13 protein-coding genes are annotated in these 19,409 nt (G+C 63.7%); 9 read left to right on the top strand and 4 right to left on the bottom strand.

What is annotated here, in order from left to right:
* The first annotated feature begins 2 nt into the window (after window positions 1–2).
* From AC1D1N_RS10145 to AC1D1N_RS10115, 7 genes are all read left to right on the top strand, one after another.
* Window positions 3–1,241, top strand: coding sequence for a CmpA/NrtA family ABC transporter substrate-binding protein (locus tag AC1D1N_RS10145; RefSeq protein ID WP_477348269.1), 1,239 nt, complete (start codon window positions 3–5; stop codon window positions 1,239–1,241).
* A gap of 335 nt (window positions 1,242–1,576) precedes the next feature.
* Window positions 1,577–2,905 (top strand): CmpA/NrtA family ABC transporter substrate-binding protein, encoded by a 1,329-nt coding sequence (locus AC1D1N_RS10140; RefSeq protein ID WP_477348267.1) that lies wholly within the window; start codon window positions 1,577–1,579, stop codon window positions 2,903–2,905.
* Window positions 2,906–2,966: 61 nt separating this feature from the next.
* Window positions 2,967–3,857 carry a nitrate ABC transporter permease gene (gene ntrB, locus AC1D1N_RS10135; protein ID WP_352583552.1) on the top strand — a complete coding sequence of 297 codons (891 nt, stop codon included), beginning with the start codon at window positions 2,967–2,969 and terminating at the stop codon, window positions 3,855–3,857.
* Between the two features lie 10 nt (window positions 3,858–3,867).
* Window positions 3,868–4,665, top strand: coding sequence for an ABC transporter ATP-binding protein (locus tag AC1D1N_RS10130; RefSeq protein ID WP_112562110.1), 798 nt, complete (start codon window positions 3,868–3,870; stop codon window positions 4,663–4,665).
* A gap of 4 nt (window positions 4,666–4,669) precedes the next feature.
* Window positions 4,670–7,120 (top strand): nitrite reductase large subunit NirB, encoded by a 2,451-nt coding sequence (gene nirB, locus AC1D1N_RS10125; protein ID WP_477348265.1) that lies wholly within the window; start codon window positions 4,670–4,672, stop codon window positions 7,118–7,120.
* Window positions 7,121–7,125: 5 nt separating this feature from the next.
* Entirely contained in the window at window positions 7,126–7,455 is a 330-nt protein-coding gene (gene nirD / locus AC1D1N_RS10120; RefSeq protein ID WP_477348855.1) for a nitrite reductase small subunit NirD, read from the top strand.
* Between the two features lie 3 nt (window positions 7,456–7,458).
* A complete protein-coding gene (locus tag AC1D1N_RS10115) occupies window positions 7,459–10,140 on the top strand; it encodes a nitrate reductase (RefSeq protein WP_477348263.1) in 2,682 nt (893 codons plus the stop codon).
* A gap of 314 nt (window positions 10,141–10,454) precedes the next feature.
* Here AC1D1N_RS10115 and AC1D1N_RS10110 read toward each other — a convergent pair whose 3' ends face one another.
* On the bottom strand, window positions 10,455–11,324 hold the full coding sequence (locus tag AC1D1N_RS10110; protein WP_436260793.1) for a LysR family transcriptional regulator: 870 nt from the start codon (window positions 11,322–11,324) through the stop codon (window positions 10,455–10,457).
* A gap of 232 nt (window positions 11,325–11,556) precedes the next feature.
* Here AC1D1N_RS10110 and AC1D1N_RS10105 point away from each other — a divergent pair, with 232 nt between their 5' ends.
* Entirely contained in the window at window positions 11,557–11,802 is a 246-nt protein-coding gene (locus AC1D1N_RS10105) for a DUF1127 domain-containing protein (protein ID WP_477348261.1), read from the top strand.
* Between the two features lie 29 nt (window positions 11,803–11,831).
* Here the strand turns inward: AC1D1N_RS10105 and AC1D1N_RS10100 are convergent, their stop codons facing one another.
* The 3 genes from AC1D1N_RS10100 to ftsZ form a co-directional block, all read right to left on the bottom strand.
* The gene (locus AC1D1N_RS10100) at window positions 11,832–15,035 is read right to left on the bottom strand and encodes an efflux RND transporter permease subunit (protein ID WP_436260791.1); all 3,204 of its coding nucleotides are present in this window, start codon (window positions 15,033–15,035) and stop codon (window positions 11,832–11,834) included.
* The gene (locus AC1D1N_RS10095) at window positions 15,032–16,138 is read right to left on the bottom strand and encodes an efflux RND transporter periplasmic adaptor subunit (protein ID WP_436262033.1); all 1,107 of its coding nucleotides are present in this window, start codon (window positions 16,136–16,138) and stop codon (window positions 15,032–15,034) included. The genes AC1D1N_RS10100 and AC1D1N_RS10095 overlap by 4 nt, the downstream gene beginning before the upstream one ends.
* A 703-nt stretch (window positions 16,139–16,841) precedes the next feature.
* Window positions 16,842–17,822: a cell division protein FtsZ gene (gene ftsZ / locus AC1D1N_RS10090; RefSeq protein WP_352561451.1), complete on the bottom strand. Its 981-nt coding sequence runs from the start codon at window positions 17,820–17,822 to the stop codon at window positions 16,842–16,844.
* 415 nt (window positions 17,823–18,237) lie between these two features.
* Between ftsZ and AC1D1N_RS10085 the strand changes: the two genes are divergently transcribed.
* Window positions 18,238–19,335: a DUF930 domain-containing protein gene (locus AC1D1N_RS10085; RefSeq protein ID WP_477348258.1), complete on the top strand. Its 1,098-nt coding sequence runs from the start codon at window positions 18,238–18,240 to the stop codon at window positions 19,333–19,335.
* The last annotated feature ends 74 nt before the right edge of the window (window positions 19,336–19,409 follow it).

Here is a 19,409-nt window from a genome sequence, read left to right as displayed (position 1 = left end):
GCATGACTGCTGCGCACCAGATCACCGCCGGCTTCATGCCACTCTTCGACAGCGCCGTGCTCGTGGCCGCCCGCGAGTTGGGTTTTGCCGCCCGCGAAGGGGTTGAACTCAAGCTGCAGCGCGAGACATCCTGGGCCAACATCCGCGACCGCATCGCCATCGGCCATTTCGACGTTGCCCACATGCTGGGGCCGATGCCGCTTGCCTGCAGCCTCGGCCTGACGCCGCTCGCTTCGCAGACCATCGTGCCATTCTCGCTAGGCTTGGGCGGCAACTGCGTCACCGTCTCCAACGCGGTCTGGGACGGCATGGCAGCACATGGCGCCGAGCCGGATCTCAACCCGGCGCGCGCCGGGGCAGCACTTGGCGCATTTATCCGCGAGCGGGCGGCAGCGGGCCGAGAGCTGCTGCGTTTTGCCGTCGTGCACCCGCACTCCGGGCACAATTACGAACTGCGCTACTGGCTTGCTGCCTGCGGTATCGATCCAGAGCGCGAGATCGAGATCGTCATCGTGCCGCCGCCCTTCATGGCCGACGCGCTGGCCACCGGGCGTATCGACGGCTATTGCGTCGGCGAACCTTGGAACAGCGCCGCAGTGGCTGCCGGCACCGGCCATATCGTCACCGTCAAGGCGCTGCTGTGGAAGAACAGCCCGGAGAAGGTGATCGGCGCCCGCAAGGCCTGGGCCGAGGAAAATCCGCAGGCGCTGGCGGCGCTTTTGAGAGCGCTGCATCATTCCGCTCGCTGGTGTCAGGATGCGGCAAACCGAGGGGATCTGGCCTCGTTGATGGCGGAGCCTCGCTTCCTGGGCCAGCCATCAGCGATCCAGATGCCTGTCCTCACCGGACATCTCCACCTTGGCGGCGGCGCGAAGCGGACGGTCGAGGATTTCTTCGTGCCTTTCGACAAGGCGGCGAACTTTCCGTGGAAGAGCCATGCGCTGTGGTTCTACACGCAGATGGTGCGCTGGGGCGACGTCGCGCACACGCCGGAAAACCTCGCCATCGCCAGGGATTGCTACCGGCCCGACCTCTACCGCGCGGCGCTGAAGCCGCTCGGCGTGGCGCTGCCCGGCGCTAACGCCAAGGTCGAGGGCGCACTGAAGACGGCGACCCCTGTCGGTTCGGCGGGGGCGAGCCTTGTGCTCGGCCCGGACGGCTTCTTCGACGGCCAGATCTTCGATCCCGACGAGATCGACGCCTATGTCGCCAGTCAAAAATCAGGCCTGCATCCCGCCTGATCAATTCTGCGCCATTCTTGTGCATTGCACAAAAATTGTGCGTGCAATTGCTCTAATGAACAATCTTTGGCCTCCCAGCCTATGCGCCGGCGTAATGGGAATTGCTTCGGATTGCTGATTTCATTGATGTTTTTCCTCCAATCCAAAACTGGCACGGTTCCTGCTTTGAAGTAGTCAGGCCCTTCGCGGGTCACGGAACAGGCGTCCAATGGCGGGCGCCACAGGCAAAGCTGCCGCTCAGGTCAAGATGCGATCCCGGATGTACGGACGCGTGAGGCCTGGACGGTGGCTTTTTTGTTTTGGGCCAACGCCCTCGCGTTCAACTGGAGACGACGATGAAGAAGACTATGAAGCAATGGATCGGGACAGGCGCGTCGCTCAAGGATGTGACGCGTCGCGATTTTCTTGTCAGCAGTGCCATGACCGCAGGTCTGTTCATAGCGGCTCGCAAGCTCTTCCCCTCGGGCGCCTATGCCGCCACGACTGCTCCGGAAGTCACCGGCGCCAAGCTCGGCTTCATCGCGCTGACCGATGCGGCACCGCTGATGATCGCCAAGGAGAAGGGGCTGTTCGCCAAACACGGAATGCCCGATGTCGAAGTGCTGAAGCAGGCCTCCTGGGGCGCGACGCGTGACAATCTGATGCTCGGCGGCGAAGCCAACGGCATCGACGGAGCCCACATCCTGACGCCGCTGCCTTACCTCATGCACACAGGCAAGGTAACGCAGAACAACCAGCCGATGCCCATGGCGATCGTGGCGCGGCTCAATTACGACTGCCAGGGCATTTCGGTGGCGCAGGAATATGCCGCCACCGGTGTCGGCCTCGATGCCTCCAAGCTGAAGGACGCCTTCGCCGCCAAGAAGGCAGCCGGCAAGGAGATCAAGGCCGCCATGACTTTCCCGGGCGGCACGCATGACCTCTGGCTGCGCTATTGGCTCGCCGCCGGCGGCATCGATCCCGACAAGGATGTTTCGACCATCGTCGTGCCGCCGCCGCAGATGGTCGCCAACATGAAGGTCGGCAACATGGACGTCTTCTGTGTCGGCGAGCCGTGGAACGAACAGCTCGTCCATCAGGGCGTCGGTTTCACTGCCGCCACGACTGGCGAGTTGTGGAAGGGCCATCCCGAAAAGGCGCTCGGCCTGCGCGCCGAATTCATCGACAAATACCCGAACGCCACCAAGGCGATCCTGATGGCCGTCATGGAAGCGCAGCAATGGTGCGAGGCCATGGAGAACAAGGACGAGATGGCCGCCATCATCGGCAAACGGCAATGGATGAACGTCCCTGTCGCCGACATCATCGGCCGCCTCAAGGGCGACATCAATTACGGCAATGGCCGCGTCGCCTCCGGCACCGATCTCTACATGAAATTCTGGAACGGCGGCGTCTCCTATCCCTTCAAGAGCCACGACAGCTGGTTCCTCGCAGAAAACATCCGTTGGGGAAAATTCGCGCCGACCACCGACATCAAGGCACTCGTCGACCAGGTCAACCGCGAGGACCTGTGGCGCGAGGCGGCCAAGGATCTCGGCGTTGCGGCGGCCGACATCCCGGCGTCTTCATCGCGCGGCGTCGAGACTTTCTTCGACGGCAAGGTCTTCGATCCCGCCAACCCGTCCGCCTATCTCGACAGCCTGAAGATCAAGGCATCCGCCTAATCCGGCGCAAACGGTGCAAGCCGTTTGTCGCCAGATCTGCCCCAAGGAGTTTTTCCCAGACATGTCGATTCAGACTATCGAGGACACAACGGTGAAGGCGTTCCCCGCGAAGCCGGCGGAGGTCATCGCCTTCACCGCCAAGGCGCGGCGCCGCTTTGATCCGATCGTGATCGCCGGCAAACTGGCCAGTGCGCTGGTGCCGCCAGCGATCGTCATCGCCCTGATGTTGGTCGTCTGGCAGATCGCCTGCTCGTCGCCCACCGCCAGCCTGCCGCCGCCGAGCCAGGTCTGGAACGAGGCTTATGACCTGATCGCCCATCCGTTCTTCAACAATGGTCCGCAAGATATCGGGCTGGCGTGGCGGGTGCTGATTTCGCTGCAGCGCGTCGCCATCGGCTTTGGCCTGGCGGCGGTCGTCGGCGTCGCGCTTGGCGCGCTGGTCGGCCAGTCGATCTGGGCGATGCGCGGTCTCGATCCGGTGTTCCAGATCCTGCGCACCGTGCCGCCGCTGGCCTGGTTGCCGCTGTCGCTGGCAGCGTTCCGCGATTCCAGCCCGTCGGCGATCTTCGTCATCTTCATCACCTCGATCTGGCCGATCATCATCAACACCGCCGTCGGCGTGCGCAACATCCCCGAGGACTACCGCAACGTCTCGCGCATCCTGCGGCTCAACCAGTTCGAATTCTTCGTCAAGATCATGGTGCCGGCCGCGGCCCCCTACATCTTCACCGGTCTCAGGATCGGCATCGGCCTGTCCTGGCTCGCCATCGTCGCCGCCGAAATGCTGACCGGCGGCGTCGGCATCGGCTTCTTCATCTGGGATGCCTGGAACTCGTCGCGGCTGCCCGACATCATCGTCGCGCTCGCCTATATCGGCGTCACCGGCTTCTGCCTCGACCGTCTGGTCGCGGCGGTCGGCGCCTTCGTCACCCGCGGCACAACGGCAAAGTGAGGAGAGGGTGATGAAAGCCTATCTGAAACTCGATCATATCGACAAATCCTTTGCCCGCGGCAATCAGGTCAGCGAGGTGCTGAAGGACATCAGGCTGACCATCGACAAGGGCGAGTTCGTCTCGATCATCGGTCATTCCGGCTGCGGCAAGTCGACCTTGCTCAACCTGATCGCCGGGCTGACCAAGGTTTCCGCCGGCGCCGTGCTACTCGAAGACAAGGAAGTCGACAGCCCCGGACCCGAACGCGCCGTGGTGTTCCAGAACCATTCGCTGCTGCCGTGGCTCACCGTCTACGAAAACATCAACCTGGCGGTATCGAAAGTCCTCGGACGTTCGAAGAGCAGGGCCGAGAGGCATGACTGGATCATGCGCAATCTCGATCTCGTCCAGATGGCGCATGCCAAGGACAAGCGGCCAGCCGAAATATCGGGCGGCATGAAGCAGCGCGTCGGCATCGCCAGGGCTCTGGCCATGGAACCGAAGATCCTGCTGCTCGACGAGCCGTTCGGCGCGCTCGACGCGCTGACGCGCGCCCATCTGCAGGATGCGGTGATGGACATCCATTCCAGGCTCGGCTCGACGACGATCATGATCACCCACGATGTCGACGAGGCAGTGCTGTTGTCCGATCGTATCGTCATGATGACCAACGGCCCGGCGGCGACCATCGGCGAGGTGCTTGCGGTGCCGCTGGCGCGTCCGCGCCGGCGCATCGAACTCTCTTCGGACCGCACCTTCCTGCGCTGCCGCGAGGCGGTGCTGAAGTTCCTCTACGAACGCCACCGCTTTGTCGAAGCCGCGGAGTAACGCCATGAGCGAAAAACTCGTCATCATCGGCAATGGCATGGCCCCGGGGCGCATGCTTGAGCATCTGCTTGAGCAAGCTCCCGGTCGCTACACCGTCACCATCTTCAACGCCGAGCCGCGCGTGAACTACGACCGCATCATGCTGTCGCCGGTTCTGTCGGGCGAAAAGGCCTATGAGGAAATCATCATCCACGGCGACGGCTGGTACATCGCCAACAACATCACCCTCTACAAGGGTCACAAGATCATCGCGATCGACCGGACGGCGAAGACCGTCACGTCCGATCATGGCGTCACCGAGCCTTACGACAAGCTCGTCATCGCCACCGGCTCGGTGCCGTTCATCATTCCGGTACCCGGCCATGATCTGCCGGGCGTGCTGACCTATCGCGACCTCGACGACGTGCAGGCGATGATGCTTGCCGCGCAGTCGCGCGCCAAGGCCGTGGTCATCGGCGGCGGCCTGCTCGGGCTCGAGGCGGCAGCCGGTTTGAACGCCCAAGGCATGGACGTCACCGTGCTGCATGTCATGCCGACGCTGATGGAGCGCCAGCTCGATCCGGCCGCCGGCTATCTCCTGCAGCGCGCCGTCGAACAGCGCGGCATCAAGGTCATCACCAAGGCCAACACAAAGGCGATCACAGGCAACGGCAAGGTCGGGCAGGTCGAACTTGCCGACGGCACCGTCATTCCGGCGACGCTGGTGGTGATGGCCGTCGGTATCAGGCCGAATTCGGCGTTGGCCAAAGAGGCTGGCATCGCCGTCAACCGCGGCATCGTCGTTGATGCCGGCATGCGCAGCAACGATCCCGATATCTACGCACTCGGCGAATGCGCCGAGGTCAACGGACAGGTCTATGGCCTGGTGGCGCCGCTTTACGAGATGGCACGCGTTGCGGCACGCCAGCTTGCCGGCGACGAGGCAGCCGCTTTCGTCCATATGGACACGCCGACCAAGCTCAAGGTCACCGGCATCGACCTGTTCTCGCTCGGCGACTTCGCCGAGGGCGAGGACCGCCAGGAGATCGTGCTGCGCGATGCCGCGGCCGGCGTCTACAAGCGCCTGGTGCTGAAGGACGATCGCATCATCGGCACCGTGCTCTATGGCGAGACGGCGGATGGGGCCTGGTTCAACGATCTCAAGAAGAAGCAGACCGACATATCGGAGATGCGCGACACACTGATCTTCGGCCAATCGTACCAGGGGGGTGCCCCGCTGGACCCTATGGCGGCCGTTGCAGCCTTGCCGGATGATGCGGAAATCTGCGGCTGCAACGGCGTTTGCAAGGGCAAGATCACAGGCGCGATCACGGCCAAGGCCTTGACCTCGCTTGACGACGTGCGCGCCCACACCAAGGCGTCGGCCTCTTGCGGCTCTTGCACCGGGCTGGTCGAGAAGCTGATGGTGCTGACCATCGGCGACAAATACAACCCGGCAGCAGTACAGCCTATGTGCGGCTGCACCACGCTCGGCCATGACGAGGTGCGCCGGCTGATCATCGCCAAGAGCCTGAAGACCATTCCGGCCGTCATGCAGGAGCTGGAATGGACAACTTCTTGCGGCTGCGCCAAATGCCGGCCGGCGCTCAACTACTACCTCGTCTGCGACTGGCCGGACGACTATGCCGACGACTATCAGTCGCGTTTCATCAACGAGCGCGTTCACGCCAACATCCAGAAGGACGGCACCTATTCGGTGGTGCCGCGCATGTGGGGCGGCGTGACAAACGCCGCGGAACTCCGCGCCATCGCCGATGTCGTCGACAAGTTCGAGATCCCCATGGTCAAGGTCACCGGCGGCCAGCGCATCGATATGCTCGGCATCCGCAAGGAAGACCTGCCGGCGGTGTGGGCCGATCTCGGCCAGGCCGGCTTTGTCTCCGGCCATGCCTACGCCAAGGGGTTGCGCACGGTGAAGACCTGCGTCGGTTCGGACTGGTGCCGTTTCGGCACGCAGGATTCGACGGGCCTCGGCATCCGCATCGAAAAGTTCATGTGGGGCTCGTGGACCCCTGCCAAGGTCAAGATGGCGGTGTCGGGCTGCCCGAGGAACTGCGCCGAGGCAACCTGCAAGGATGTTGGCGTGATCTGCGTCGATAGTGGCTACGAGATCCATTTTGCCGGAGCGGCCGGCCTCGACATCAAGGGCACCGAGGTGCTCGGCCTTGTGAAGACAGAAGACGAGGCGCTCGAACATATCGTGGCGCTGACGCAGATGTATCGCGAGCAGGGCCGCTATCTCGAACGCATCTACAAATGGGCCAAGCGCATCGGCATCCCGGAGATCAAGCGCCAGATCATGGACAACGGCGACAAGCGCAAGGCCTACTACGACCGCTTCGTCTTCAGCCAGAAATTCGCCCAGGTCGACCCGTGGTCGGAGCGCGTCTCCGGCAAGGACAAGCACGAGTTCAGGCCGATGGCTTCGGTCGGGTTTGCGCAGGCGGCGGAGTGAGCATGATGAATTGGATCGCCATTGGCTCGCTCTCAGACATCCCACGCCGTGGGGCGCGCTGCGTCGCCACGCCGGAAGGCAAGGTCGCGGTCTTCCGCACCCAGGACGATCAGGTCTATGCAATCGACGACCACTGCCCGCACAAAGGCGGACCGCTGAGCCAAGGCATTGTCCATGGCACCGCGGTGACCTGTCCCTTGCACAATTGGGTGATCTCGCTGGAGACGGGCAAGGCGCTGGGCGCCGATGAAGGTGTGGTGCGCACCATTCCGGTGCGCATCGAGGGCGAGCACCTGTTCATTGCGCTGGAAGCGCTGGCCAGCCGCGCGGCCTGAATCATGGAAATCGACGCAGCGCGCGAGGTGAGGACCACCTGCCCCTATTGTGGGGTGGGTTGCGGCGTGCTGGCGAAGGTCGCCGCGGACGGGCAAGTGTCGGTCCGCGGCGATCCCGACCATCCTGCCAATTTCGGCCGGCTTTGCTCCAAGGGCTCGGCCCTGGCCGAAACCATCGACCTCGACGGCAGGCTGCTCCACCCCGAAATCGACGGGCGCCGCGCCGGCTGGGACGAAGCGCTCGACCGCGTCGCCACGACCTTTTCGCGGACCATCGCTGAGCACGGTCCGGACTCGGTCGCCTTCTATGTTTCCGGACAGTTGCTGACCGAAGATTACTATGTCGCCAACAAGCTGATGAAAGGTTTTGTCGGCTCGGCCAACATCGACACTAATTCCCGCCTCTGCATGGCCTCATCGGTGGCCGGCCACCGACGCGCCTTCGGCTCCGACACCGTGCCGGGCACCTATGAGGATCTCGAGCTCGCCGACTTGATCGTGCTGGTCGGCTCCAACCTCGCCTGGTGCCATCCCGTTCTCTACCAGCGCATCGCAGCAGTGCGGGAAAAGCGGCCCGACATGAAGGTCGTGCTGGTCGACCCGCGGCGTACCATGACTGCTGACATCGCCGACATGCATCTGGCGATCGCGCCGGATGGCGACGTTGCTTTGTTCATGGGGCTGCTCGCTTATCTCGGCCAGCACAACGCGCTCGACCGCGCTTACATCACGGCGCACACGACCGGTTTCGGGCAAGCGCTTTTCGCCGCCTCGAAGCTCGACCTTGCCGGCATTGCCGCCGCCACTGGCCTCAGCGAGGAAGAGCTTGGCCGCTTCTACAGCCTATTCGTGGCCACAGCGAAGACCGTCACCGTCTACAGCCAGGGCGTGAATCAGTCTTCGTCGGGCACCGACAAGGTCAATGCCATCATCAACTGCCATCTCGCCACTGGCCGGATCGGCAAACCCGGGGCAGGGCCGTTTTCGGTGACCGGCCAGCCAAACGCCATGGGTGGCCGCGAGGTCGGCGGCATGGCCAATATGTTGGCCGCCCATATGGAGATCGAAAACCCTGAGCATCGCGACCGCCTGCAGCGCTTCTGGAACGCGCCGGCCGTTGCGCAAAAGCCCGGCCTGAAGGCGGTGGAGATGTTTCAGGCGCTCGCCGACGGACGCATCAAGGCGCTGTGGATCATGGCTACCAACCCGGTCGATTCCATGCCGGATGCCGACGCCGTTGAAGCAGCAATCAAGGCCTGCCCCTTCGTCGTGGTGTCGGACGTGTTGGCCAAGACCGACACCGTACGCCATGCCCATGTCCGGTTGCCCGCCGCCGCATGGGGCGAGAAGGACGGCACCGTCACCAATTCAGAGCGCCGGATCTCGCGCCAGCGCTCCTTTCTGCCAACACCCGGCGAGGCGCGACCCGACTGGCGGATTGTCGCCGAGGTTGGCAAGCGGATGGGTTTTGGCGAAGCATTTTCCTATTCGTCGCCGGCGAAAATCTTCGCCGAACACGCCGCGCTGTCGGGCTTCGAGAATGACGGCGCGCGCGATTTCGATATCGGTGCCTATTCAGGTGTCGATGAAGAAGACTATCACGCGCTGGCACCTTTCCAGTGGCCAGCGTCGAGCTCCCAGAAGACCGCACCTGGTCCCTCCATCACCCGTTTCTTCGCCGACGGTAATTTCTACACAGCCGACCGCAAGGCGCGGTTCGTCGCCATTCGGGCCGCCACGGAAAGCCGCACCAATCCGGACTATCCGCTCATCCTCAACACCGGCCGGGTCCGCGACCACTGGCACACCATGACGCGGACCGGCAAAAGCCCCCGTCTGTCCCAGCACATCGCGGAGCCCTTCGTCGAGATTCACCCGGCGGATGCGCAGCGCTACGGCATCGGCGACGCCGACATCGTGCGTATCTCCAGCCCGCGCGGCGAGGTGCTCGTGCGCGCAATGATCACGTCCCGCCAGCGCCGTGGCAGCCTGTTTGCACCGATGCATTGGACCGACCAGTTCGCCGCCAAGGGCCGGCTCGACGCGTTGACCGCGTCGCTCACCGACCCCGTTTCCGGTCAGCCCGCCTTGAAACACGTCGCGGTTCGGCTTGAGAAATTCGCCGCAAAAGCTTTTGGCTTCGCCGTGACGCGGCGACGTCCCGAGGCGATCGACGCCGACTACTGGGCAGCAGCCCGCTGCAGGGGTGGCTGGCGCATCGAACTCGCTTTCGCCGAGGCGGAGATCGACTGGACAGGCTTTGCCCAGTCCCTGTTCGGCGCGCCGCCGGAAACCGAAATGCTCGCCTATCACGACCGCGACGCGGGCCAGCACCGTATCGCCGCCTTCGATGACAAGCACCTCGCCGGGGCCTTGTTCGTTGCGTCCGGCCCGGTCGCGGTATCACGCGGCTGGGCGGCGCAACAGCTCGAGGAGGTGCACGCCAGCCAGCGCGAACGCTTCCGCATCGTCGCCGGCCGCGCTGGAGCCGAACGGCCAGATGCCGGTGCGATCGTCTGTTCCTGTTTCGGCGTCGGGGTCAACCAGATCGTGGCGGCAGTGACGGCCGGCTGCGCGACCGTCGATGCCATCGGCGGCGCCCTGAAGGCCGGCACCAATTGCGGCTCCTGCCGGGCCGAGATCAGGGCGATCATCCAGGTCAATCGGTTTCAGGCCGCGGAGTAGATGCGGCCGGCTCTTGGATGTGGCGCTCGTTCCAGATCGCCTATCCGAGCCGACACGGGAGAGACGCCACCGGTCGCGGCGCCTATCTATGGACAGCTCGCAACGGAGCAGCGACATTGGCGGCTCACAGCAGGCGCATGGCAGCGGTTTCGGATTTCGAGCAGGAACTTTTCTGTCGGAGCCGGCGGTCAGACGCTAACGCTCCACCGCGCTTGGCCGTAACTGTGTCGACAACCGCCTCTTTGTCCCCGGCTTCAGTGGCGGCCAGGAACGAGCGCCAGCATGCGCTCGGCTGGCGGGCGATCGACTGAGGCTTACCGGATAGGCGTCTCGCCGCGAAACAGCGGCTGGTGCGCCCGCATCAAGGCCGCGATCCGGTCGGCGACTTTTCGTACCGGCGGGGAGTGACGTTCCTCGTGATGGGTGACGATCCATTGGTCGGTTTCGAGTTCTGGAATGGGCTGAGCGACGCGAACCAGCCGCGGGTCGCTGTCACCGACGAAGCATGGGAAGATCGAAAGGCCGGCGCCGGCGGCCACCAGTTCACGCACCGAATGGGCGTTGTTGCCCCGCACCGCGATGCGGTCGCCGTGATGAGCTTGCAGCCAGCGCGCCGAGGCAATGTTTGCGCCTTCGCCAGTGACGCCGACGAACAACCCGGCGGCGATGCCGTTGATCAGGTGGCGTCCGGAATAAATGGCATGTGCAACCTTGCCGCTCTGACGGCCGGCCAGCCACTGTTCGGTCGGGCGCTCGCCGCGAATGCCGATGTCGGCGGCACGGCGGCCGATGTCGACCCGGTCGGTAGTGGTGATCAGTTCCACCCTTATGCCGTCATCGACCGTCCAGATTTCGCCGATATGGGCGGAAACGAAGGTCGAGGTCCATGGCCCGGCCGAGACGCGGACAATGCGGTCGGGCAGGCTGCCCTCGCGCCAGCGGGTCAGTGACTGCATTGCGGCCTCGACATCTTCGGCGCGCCGCAGCAGTTCGTCACCGACTGGCGTCAGCCGGTAGCCTGTCTGCTGACGCACGAACAGCGGTTCGCCGATCTGCTTTTCAAGCGCGGTGACGCGTCGGCCAAGGGTGGCCGCGCTTAGGCGCGTGGTTCCCGTCGCAGCGCTCAAGCCACCCAGCCGCGCAACGTCGAGAAACAACCTCAGATCGTCCCAGTCGATATCCATATTGCAGAAATGAAAAAATCGTTGCGACCGTGGCTGTAGCGTGAAGCGGGCACCACGCGCAAGTATGCGAGCCTTGGAAATGTTGGACAAATCCCGCCTTGCGGGGCGGCGACAAGCGCCTCGGCATGCTAGCAAGCCGGCGCAATCCCTTCGATCGAGTATGCTTTGAACCGATGCTTTGCGCTTTCGATTAATTCAGGCGCGGGCGTTCCGCCCGCCAAAGGAGACGATTATGTTCTATCAACTTCGACAGCGTTTCGCGCGCTGGCTTGCCTATCGCCAGACGCTTGCGAGCTTGAGGCGAGTCCCGGACCGCACACTGGCGGATGCCGGCATTTCTCGCGAAGACATCCGCGAGCGTGCCAGTTATGCCGCCGCCCGGCATCGTCTCGCCGAGCAGGGTCTCCACCGCACCTCGACGCCGAGATCACTCAGATCGTTGACGTTGCCGCGTCGCGCCGATTTTCTGGAGCGATAAGCCGCGCCCGACGCGGCGAATTCGTAACCCTATTCGGCGGCCGTCTCCGAGGGCGCCTCTGCCGGCGCCGAAGGCTCGGCCTCGGCACGCGGCTTGCGCCGTGAAAACAGCGACCTGAGCGTGACGTAGAACACCGGCGTCAGGAACAGGCCGACGAAGGTGACGCCGAGCATGCCGGAGAACACCGCGGTGCCGAGCGACTGGCGCATTTCTGCGCCTGGGCCCGTTGCGATCATCAGCGGCACGACGCCGAGGATGAACGCGAAGGCGGTCATCAGGATCGGTCGCAGCCTGAGCCGGCAGGCTTCGACGGCAGCCTCGGCGACCGACAGGCCGCGTTCCTGTGCCTGCCGCGCGAATTCGACGATCAGGATCGCGTTCTTGGCGGCAAGCCCGATCAGCACGATGAGGCCGATCTGCACGAGGATGTTGTTGTCCAGCCCTCGGAACGACACGCCGAGCAGCGCCGCGAGCACGCCCAGCGGCACCACCAGCACAATGGCGAACGGCAGCACCCAGCTTTCATATTGCGCCGCCAGCGCCAGGAACACGAACAGCACCGACAGTCCGAAAATATAGACAGCGGCATTGCCGGTGTTGCGCTCCTGATAGGCGAGCTCGGTCCATTCATAGGAGGTACCGGCCGGCAGCGTCTGCGCCGTGATCCCTTCCATCAATGCCAGCGCGTCGCCCGTGGAAACGCCGGGCGCGGCGTTGCCCTGCAGCGGCACCGAAACGTACATGTTGTAGCGCTGGACCAGCGCCGGGCCGGTGACGTCGCGGATCTCGATCAACGTGCCTAGCGGAACCAGCGCGCCGGTCGCCGAGCGCACCTTCAGTTTCAAGATGTCGGCGCGATCGAGGCGGAACGCCTGGTCGGCCTGCGCCCGCACCTGGTAGACGCGCCCGAAAGCGTTGAAGTCGTTGACGTAGGCGGTGCCCAAATTGATCGACAGCGTCTCGAAGATGTTGGGGATCGGCACGTTCAGGATGCGCGCCTTGTCGCGATCGATCGCCAGGAAGAATTGCGGGCTCGACGCGGAGAAGGTGGTGAACACGCCCGTCAGCCCCGGCGTCTTGTTGGCCTTGCCGGCGATTTCGTAGGCAAGCGCCAGGATCTGCCGCATGTCGGCGCTGTTGCGCTCCTGGATCTGCAGCTTGAAGCCGCCGGCATTGCCGACGCCGCGGATCGGCGGCGGCGGCAGTGCGATAATGAAGGCTTCCTTGATGCTTTGCAGGCTGCCGAACAGATTGCCGATGACCTGGGTCGCGGACTGGCCGGCTTTCAGTCGCTCGTCAAACGGCTTGAACCTGGCGAAGATCACGCCCGCGTTGCTGGCGTTGGTGAAGGTCGCGCCGGAGAAGCCGGCGAAGGCGACTGCGTAGTCGACGCCTGGGGTTTTCTGGATGATCTGCGACGCCTGCTGGATGACAGCATCGGTCCTCGACAGTGAGGCGCCGTCCGGCAACTGGACGACGACGATCGCATAGCCCTGGTCGAGCGACGGAATGAAACCGCGCGGCACCGTCTGCGCCATATAGACCGTGGCGTAGATGAGGGCCGCAAAAACGGCCAGCATGGCGCCGATCGCTATCCGCGAGCCAACCAGCACGCGGACGATGCTCGAATACCAATGGGCGAGCCTGTCGAAGCCGCGATTGAAGCCGTCGGCGAGCGTCTGACCGAACCGCGCCAGGAAAAAGCGTGGCGGCGCCGCAGCAGTGTGGTGCGGCTTGAACAGCAGTGCGGCCAGCGCCGGCGAAAGCGTCAGCGAATTGAATGCCGAGATCGCCGTCGACACCGCGATGGTGATCGCAAACTGCAGGTAGAACTGCCCGGAAATGCCGGGGATGAAGGCTGTCGGTACGAACACGGCTATCAGCACCAGCGAGATCGCGATGACCGCCGTTCCGACTTCGTCCATAGTCAGGTGCGACGCCGGATTGGGCGCCAGCCCTCTGGCGATATTGCGCTCGACGTTTTCGACCACGACGATCGCATCGTCGACGACGATGCCGATCGCTAGAACGAGGCCGAACAGCGTCAGCATGTTGAGCGAGAAGCCGGCGGCGTAAAGCACCGCCAGTGTGCCGATCAGCGACACGGGGATCGCCACGATCGGCACGATCGCCATGCGCCACGATTGCAGGAAGACGATGATGACGATGATGACCAGCACCATCGCCTCCAGGATCGTCTTGTAGACCTCCTGGATCGACTCGGCGACGAACTCGGTCGGATTGTAGACGATGTCGTAGCTCAACCCCTTCGGGAAGTCGCGGGAAAGCTCCTTCATCTTGTCCTGGATCTCCGCGGCTGCGGCGAGCGCATTGGTGCCCGGCCGCTGGAAGATGGCGAGCGCCACCGCCGGTTTGCCGTTGAGATAGGAGTTGGTGACGTAATCCTTGGCGCCGAGCTCGATGCGCGCCACGTCCTGCAGCTGGATCAGGCGGCCGTCTTCGGTCGATTTGACGATCACGTATCGGAAGTCGCGCGCGTCGTTGAAGCGGCCTTGCGTGGTGACCGTGTACTGGAACGCCGTGCCCATGTTGGTCGGCGGCGCGCCGATCGAGCCGCCCGACACCTGGACGTTCTGGTCGCGCAGCGCCTGCACCACATCGCCCGAGGTCATCCCCAGGGCCGACAGTTTTTCCGGATCGAGCCAGATGCGCAGCGAATATTCGCGTTCGCCGAAGATGATAAGGTCGCCGACGCCGTCCAACCTGAGCAGTATGTCACGCACCCGCGAGCGGGCGTAGTTCGAGACGTAGAGCTGGTCGTAGGTATTGTCGGGCGACAGCATGTGCACGACCATCATCAGGTCGGGCGAGCTCTTGGTGGTGGTGATGCCGAGGCGGCGGACTTCTTCGGGCAGGCGCGGCTCGGCGACCGACACGCGGTTCTGCACCAGCACCTGCGCCTGGTCGAGATCGGTGCCCAGCTTGAAGGTAATGGTCAGCGCCATCGCCCCGTCGCCCGACGAATAGGACGACATGTAGAGCATGCCCTCGACGCCGTTGATCTCCTGCTCGATCGGCGTTGCCACGGTCGCTGCGACCGTCTCGGCGTCGGCGCCCGGATACTGGGCGCGAACGACGATGGTCGGCGGCGCGATCTCGGGATATTGCGCGACCGGCAGCTGGGTATAAGCAATCCCGCCGAGAATCAGCAGAACGATCGAAACGACCGATGCGAAGATCGGACGGTCGACGAAGAAATGTGCGAACCTCATTGCTGCAACCCGGCGGTTTCGACCTTGGGTGGCAATGTCACCATCTCGACCTTCACCTTGGTGCCGGGCCTGGCGTGCATCAGCCCGTTGACGATGATCGTCTCGTTGCCGGTCAGGCCCGAGCGGATCACCCGGTAGCCGTCGAGAAGCGGGCCGGTGCGCACGGGCTTCGCCGACACCATCCCGGCCTCATCCACCAGGAACACGATGCGGCGATCCTGATCGGCGCCGATCGCCTCGTCGGGCACCAGCACGCCGCTATGCGGCAGCGACCCCGGCACGTTGATGCGCCCGAACATGCCTGGCTGGAGAACGCCGTCGGCGTTGGGAAACGTTGCACGCACCCGCATGGTGCCGGTCGCGTTGTCGATCCGGTTCTCGGCAAAATCGAGCTTGCCCTTGAAGACCGCCTCCGCGCGGTCGGCGACGCGAACCACCACCTCGAGCCCGCCGGCGCCTTCCTGCATCGAGCCGCCGCGCTCCTTCGCGTCGCGGGCGTAGCTGAAATACAGGCGCTCATCGACGTCGAAATAGAAGTCGATCGGATCGCGGGTAACGATGGTCGTCAGCAAGGTGGAATCCGGCTGTACGAGGTTGCCGACCGACACCAGCCGGCGGTCGATACGGCCGGACAAGGGCGCCTTGATCTCGGTGAATTCCAGATTCAGGCTGGCCGACGTCAGCGCGGCCGTCGCGCCCTGCATCTGCGCCTGTGCCGAAAGGTATTCCCGCCGGCGGTCGTCAACCGTCGCGGCCGAGATATTGCCGGTCTTGGCGAGTTCGTCGGCGCGATCCAGCTGCATCTTGGAGAATTCGAGCAGGGACTTGGCGACGTTCACTTGCGATTTGGCGGCATCATAAGCCGCCTGGTACGGACGCTGGTCGATGGTGAAGAGCAGGTCGCCCTTGTTGACCAGTGCGCCATCCTGGAAGCTGACCTTGTCCAGATAGCCGCTGACGCGCGAACGGATGGCGACCTGGTCAACGGCTTCGAAGCGTCCGACGAACTCGTCGTCTTCAACGATTTCACGGACCACCGGCTTGGCCGCCGTCACCACGGGTAGCTGCTGGTCCTGCGCAAACGCAGTGCTGCCGAAAGCCATGCCGAGCAGGAATGTTGCCGACAGGACGGCGCGGGCAAGCCAGCCGGCCGATCGACGGGGTCGCCAGCCCGCGCCGCGATGCAATTGCCCATTCTCGGGGGTGTCCATTTGCGTCCCCACTCGCTGGACCCGGAGGGTCGATTGATCCGCTTCTACACTCAGGCTTCTCGTCGATATCAGAGCCCTGCAGTATTGTGCATGGCAACATGATCATTTTCCATGTGGGCTGAAATGTCCACCCTGTGGTTGCCCGCCATCTGGCTAGTGCCAGCGATTTAAAGGATTCAGGATTCCTTTGAAGGACGGCCTATGATCTTCATATTGGTCGAAGGAGACAGATATGGGCATTACCACGCCGGCCGGATACAATGGACTGCAACACTGCGGCATCGAGCGGTGCGTTGACATATCCTCCCGCTGCAGCCGTTGTTCCGCCTGGCTCATTGAAGACAATACATCGACACAAAGAACCAACTCGAGATCCACCGAGGAAACCTGCTCCGCGGTGGCCGACAGCGACGTTGTCAGGCTCACCGCCAGAGCGAATAGCACGCCTCGTGCCCGTTCGGGTTTTCCCGACCAGCGAAGCGGGGAATGAAGGACGTCATCTTGCGCGTCCGAGCAGGAGCCTTCGCCCCTGATAGGCCTCGTCGCAGCGGCCTCCGCCTCGGCAGCTCCGTTAGGTGAGCTACCGGATCCTTGCTTACTGTGGCATTTCAAGTCCCGGCCGCAATCCTGTAGCGACGACTGAGACCCTGAATTTTCCGGCCAGTGCCCGGTCGAATATGGCGCCGACGATGATGTCGGCGTCGGCGTCGACCTCCTCGCGGATGCGGGTGGCGGCCTCGTCGACTTCGAACAGCGTCATGTCCATGCCGCCCGAGATCGAGACCAGGACGCCCTTGGCGCCGATCATCGAGGCTTCGTCGAGAAGCGGGTTCGCGATAGCCGCTTCGGCGGCCTTCTTGGCGCGGTCCTCACCCGTGGCTTCCCCGGTACCCATCATCGCGCGGCCCATGTCGCGCATCACCGACTTCACATCGGCGAAGTCGAGATTGATCAGCCCCTCCTTGACGATGAGGTCGGTGATGCAGCCCACGCCGGAATAAAGGACGCGATCGGCCATGGCGAAGGCGTCCGCGAAAGTCGTCTTCGCGTCGGCGATCCTGAACAGGTTCTGGTTCGGAATAACGATCACGGTATCGGCGCATTCGCGAAGCCGGTCGATGCCCTCTTCGGCGGCTTGCATGCGGCGTTTTCCTTCGAAGGTGAACGGTTTGGTGACGACCGCCACCGTCAGGATGCCGGCTGTCCGGGCAGCGTTCGCTATGACGGGCGCGGCACCGGTTCCAGTGCCGCCTCCCATGCCGGCGGTCACGAAGCACATATGGGTTCCCGCAAGGTGGTCCCTGATCTCGTCGATCGATTCCTCGGCTGCGGCACGGCCGACCGCGGGCAGCGATCCGGCGCCCAGGCCTTCCGTGACATGGGCTCCCAACTGGATCAGCCGCGATGCCTTCGACATGGTGAGAGCCTGGGCATCGGTGTTGGCGACGATGAATTCCGCCCCCTGCAGATTTTCCGCAATCATGTTGTTGACCGCGTTGCCGCCACCACCGCCGACGCCGACAACGGTTATCTTCGGCCGCATTTCAGAGATGACGGGCCTTGCCGCGGTGCTCATCGTCTTGTCTCCTTGGAATTGATCGACAAAAGATTCATCCCGGAACGCGCCGTTTGAACACGCCAGGTGCAAGAATCAGCTTTTACAGCCTTGGCGCAGGGAATCAGAGGGTGAACTTTGCGGCAAGACAAGATGTGGGCTCGTACCATATACGCCTGCAACTCCTGAACGTGTTCCAGCTCAATCTTTTGGGATTGGCGAGCGTCGTAGCAATGCTGGTCGCGTGGTCGTGGTGTCTTTTGACAGCAACCAGCCGGTGCGCGCACTTGCCACGCGTGGGCGCTCAAGGAGCCGTCAGCATCGCACGATGCGGAACGGCCGCAGCCCAGCACGAGCGCGGCGGGGCTGCGGCTAAAATGCGCCAATGCGGCGGCAACGCTTGATGCGGCCGCAGTTTCGCTCCACATCGTGAGGCATGAAGGACGAGACATTTGAGGGGCGTCGGACTTTGCTGTGGGCCTTGCCCGCATCGCTGATCCTGCACGCGCTCATCGCCGCGCTCCTGATTTACGGCCTGCCCACGCCTCCGGAACAGCCGCAGGAGGAGCAACCGGTCAACGTCGCACTCGTACCTCCGCCCGATCCGCCAAAGCCGAAACCTGCTCCCGCGCCGTCTCCAAAGAAACCCGAGGCGAAAAAGCCTCCCGAGCAGAAGGTTGAAAAGCCGACGCCTGAAAAGCCGTCGTCAATCGAGGTGCTGAAGCCTGTTTTCCAGTACGGCGACAACGATACCGGCCCCCGGAAATCCCTGGATGGAGGCAGCGCTAATGCCCCATCGCCCGCCAAGGATAACGAGCCAAAGCCGGCTGCCGCTCCAAAGGATGCAGAGAGTAAACCCGCTCCGGCGCCAGACGCCGGAGGGCCGGCAGAGTCAGCTAAGGTTGACGAGAAGCCGGAAGCAGACAAACAGGAGGCGGGGGCTCCAGACGCGGACAAGCAGGCATCCGTGGCAGCAATGCCTTTGACCAACCCCGGTGACGACGGTGAGATCGAGCTTCCAGCGTCGGCTCAGGCGCCTCAAACCAGACCCGAAAATGTGCCGAAACCCCGCCCTTCCAAGGCTGCGAAGTCAGGACGCGGAAGCACCGGAGAGCCAAGCTCCACGGAGGTGGCCGCGGCCACATCACGGGCGTATTCGGGCCTTCCGGGCGTCCGCAAGCTCTTTTCACAAGGCGCTACCGGTGATGTGTTCGCAACGAACTCGATGGCCGACGTGCCTCGCGACCAGCGGGCGGCCAAACTTTGCGCCAGCGTTCTGGAGCAGGAGCTGAAGGACGCGTCCAATTTTCCCCAATTGATCCCAGTTATCCCGCTGAAAGTCGGCAATATTCTTGACGCCCCCGACACCGCTTTCCGCACGGCAACGACATGGTACCATCTGAGCTTCCGGTGCGGAATCGACACCAATGCGACGCGGGTCACGTCCTTCGCCTTCCGTGTCGGAGCTGCTGCCACGCCCGAAGAAAGCGCCTTCCTTGAACGGGAAGCTCGTCGGCGACGCGGTCCCGGCTGAGACGGACCAGTAACAGCGCATTTGCGCTTGGCGGGGGCCGCCGGCCAAGCCGGTCCCTTGCTTGCGAGGCAATA

The organism is Mesorhizobium sp. P2_B5 (genome assembly GCF_056404775.1).
The sequence above is the reverse complement of the archived record's forward strand: the minus strand, read 5'-3'. Positions and strand labels throughout refer to the sequence as shown.

Excerpts from the sequence above, each read along its gene's own strand:
- AC1D1N_RS10145 (WP_477348269.1), top strand. The coding sequence starts at position 3 with ATGACTGCTGCGCACCAGATCACCGCCGGCTTCATGCCACTCTTCGAC.
- AC1D1N_RS10140 (WP_477348267.1), top strand. The coding sequence starts at position 1,577 with ATGAAGAAGACTATGAAGCAATGGATCGGGACAGGCGCGTCGCTCAAG.
- ntrB (WP_352583552.1), top strand. The coding sequence starts at position 2,967 with ATGTCGATTCAGACTATCGAGGACACAACGGTGAAGGCGTTCCCCGCG.
- AC1D1N_RS10130 (WP_112562110.1), top strand. The coding sequence starts at position 3,868 with ATGAAAGCCTATCTGAAACTCGATCATATCGACAAATCCTTTGCCCGC.
- nirB (WP_477348265.1), top strand. The coding sequence starts at position 4,670 with ATGAGCGAAAAACTCGTCATCATCGGCAATGGCATGGCCCCGGGGCGC.
- nirD (WP_477348855.1), top strand. The coding sequence starts at position 7,126 with ATGAATTGGATCGCCATTGGCTCGCTCTCAGACATCCCACGCCGTGGG.
- AC1D1N_RS10115 (WP_477348263.1), top strand. The coding sequence starts at position 7,459 with ATGGAAATCGACGCAGCGCGCGAGGTGAGGACCACCTGCCCCTATTGT.
- AC1D1N_RS10110 (WP_436260793.1), bottom strand. The coding sequence starts at position 11,324 with ATGGATATCGACTGGGACGATCTGAGGTTGTTTCTCGACGTTGCGCGG.
- AC1D1N_RS10105 (WP_477348261.1), top strand. The coding sequence starts at position 11,557 with ATGTTCTATCAACTTCGACAGCGTTTCGCGCGCTGGCTTGCCTATCGC.
- AC1D1N_RS10100 (WP_436260791.1), bottom strand. The coding sequence starts at position 15,035 with ATGAGGTTCGCACATTTCTTCGTCGACCGTCCGATCTTCGCATCGGTC.
- AC1D1N_RS10095 (WP_436262033.1), bottom strand. The coding sequence starts at position 16,138 with ATGGCTTTCGGCAGCACTGCGTTTGCGCAGGACCAGCAGCTACCCGTG.
- ftsZ (WP_352561451.1), bottom strand. The coding sequence starts at position 17,822 with ATGAGCACCGCGGCAAGGCCCGTCATCTCTGAAATGCGGCCGAAGATA.
- AC1D1N_RS10085 (WP_477348258.1), top strand. The coding sequence starts at position 18,238 with ATGAAGGACGAGACATTTGAGGGGCGTCGGACTTTGCTGTGGGCCTTG.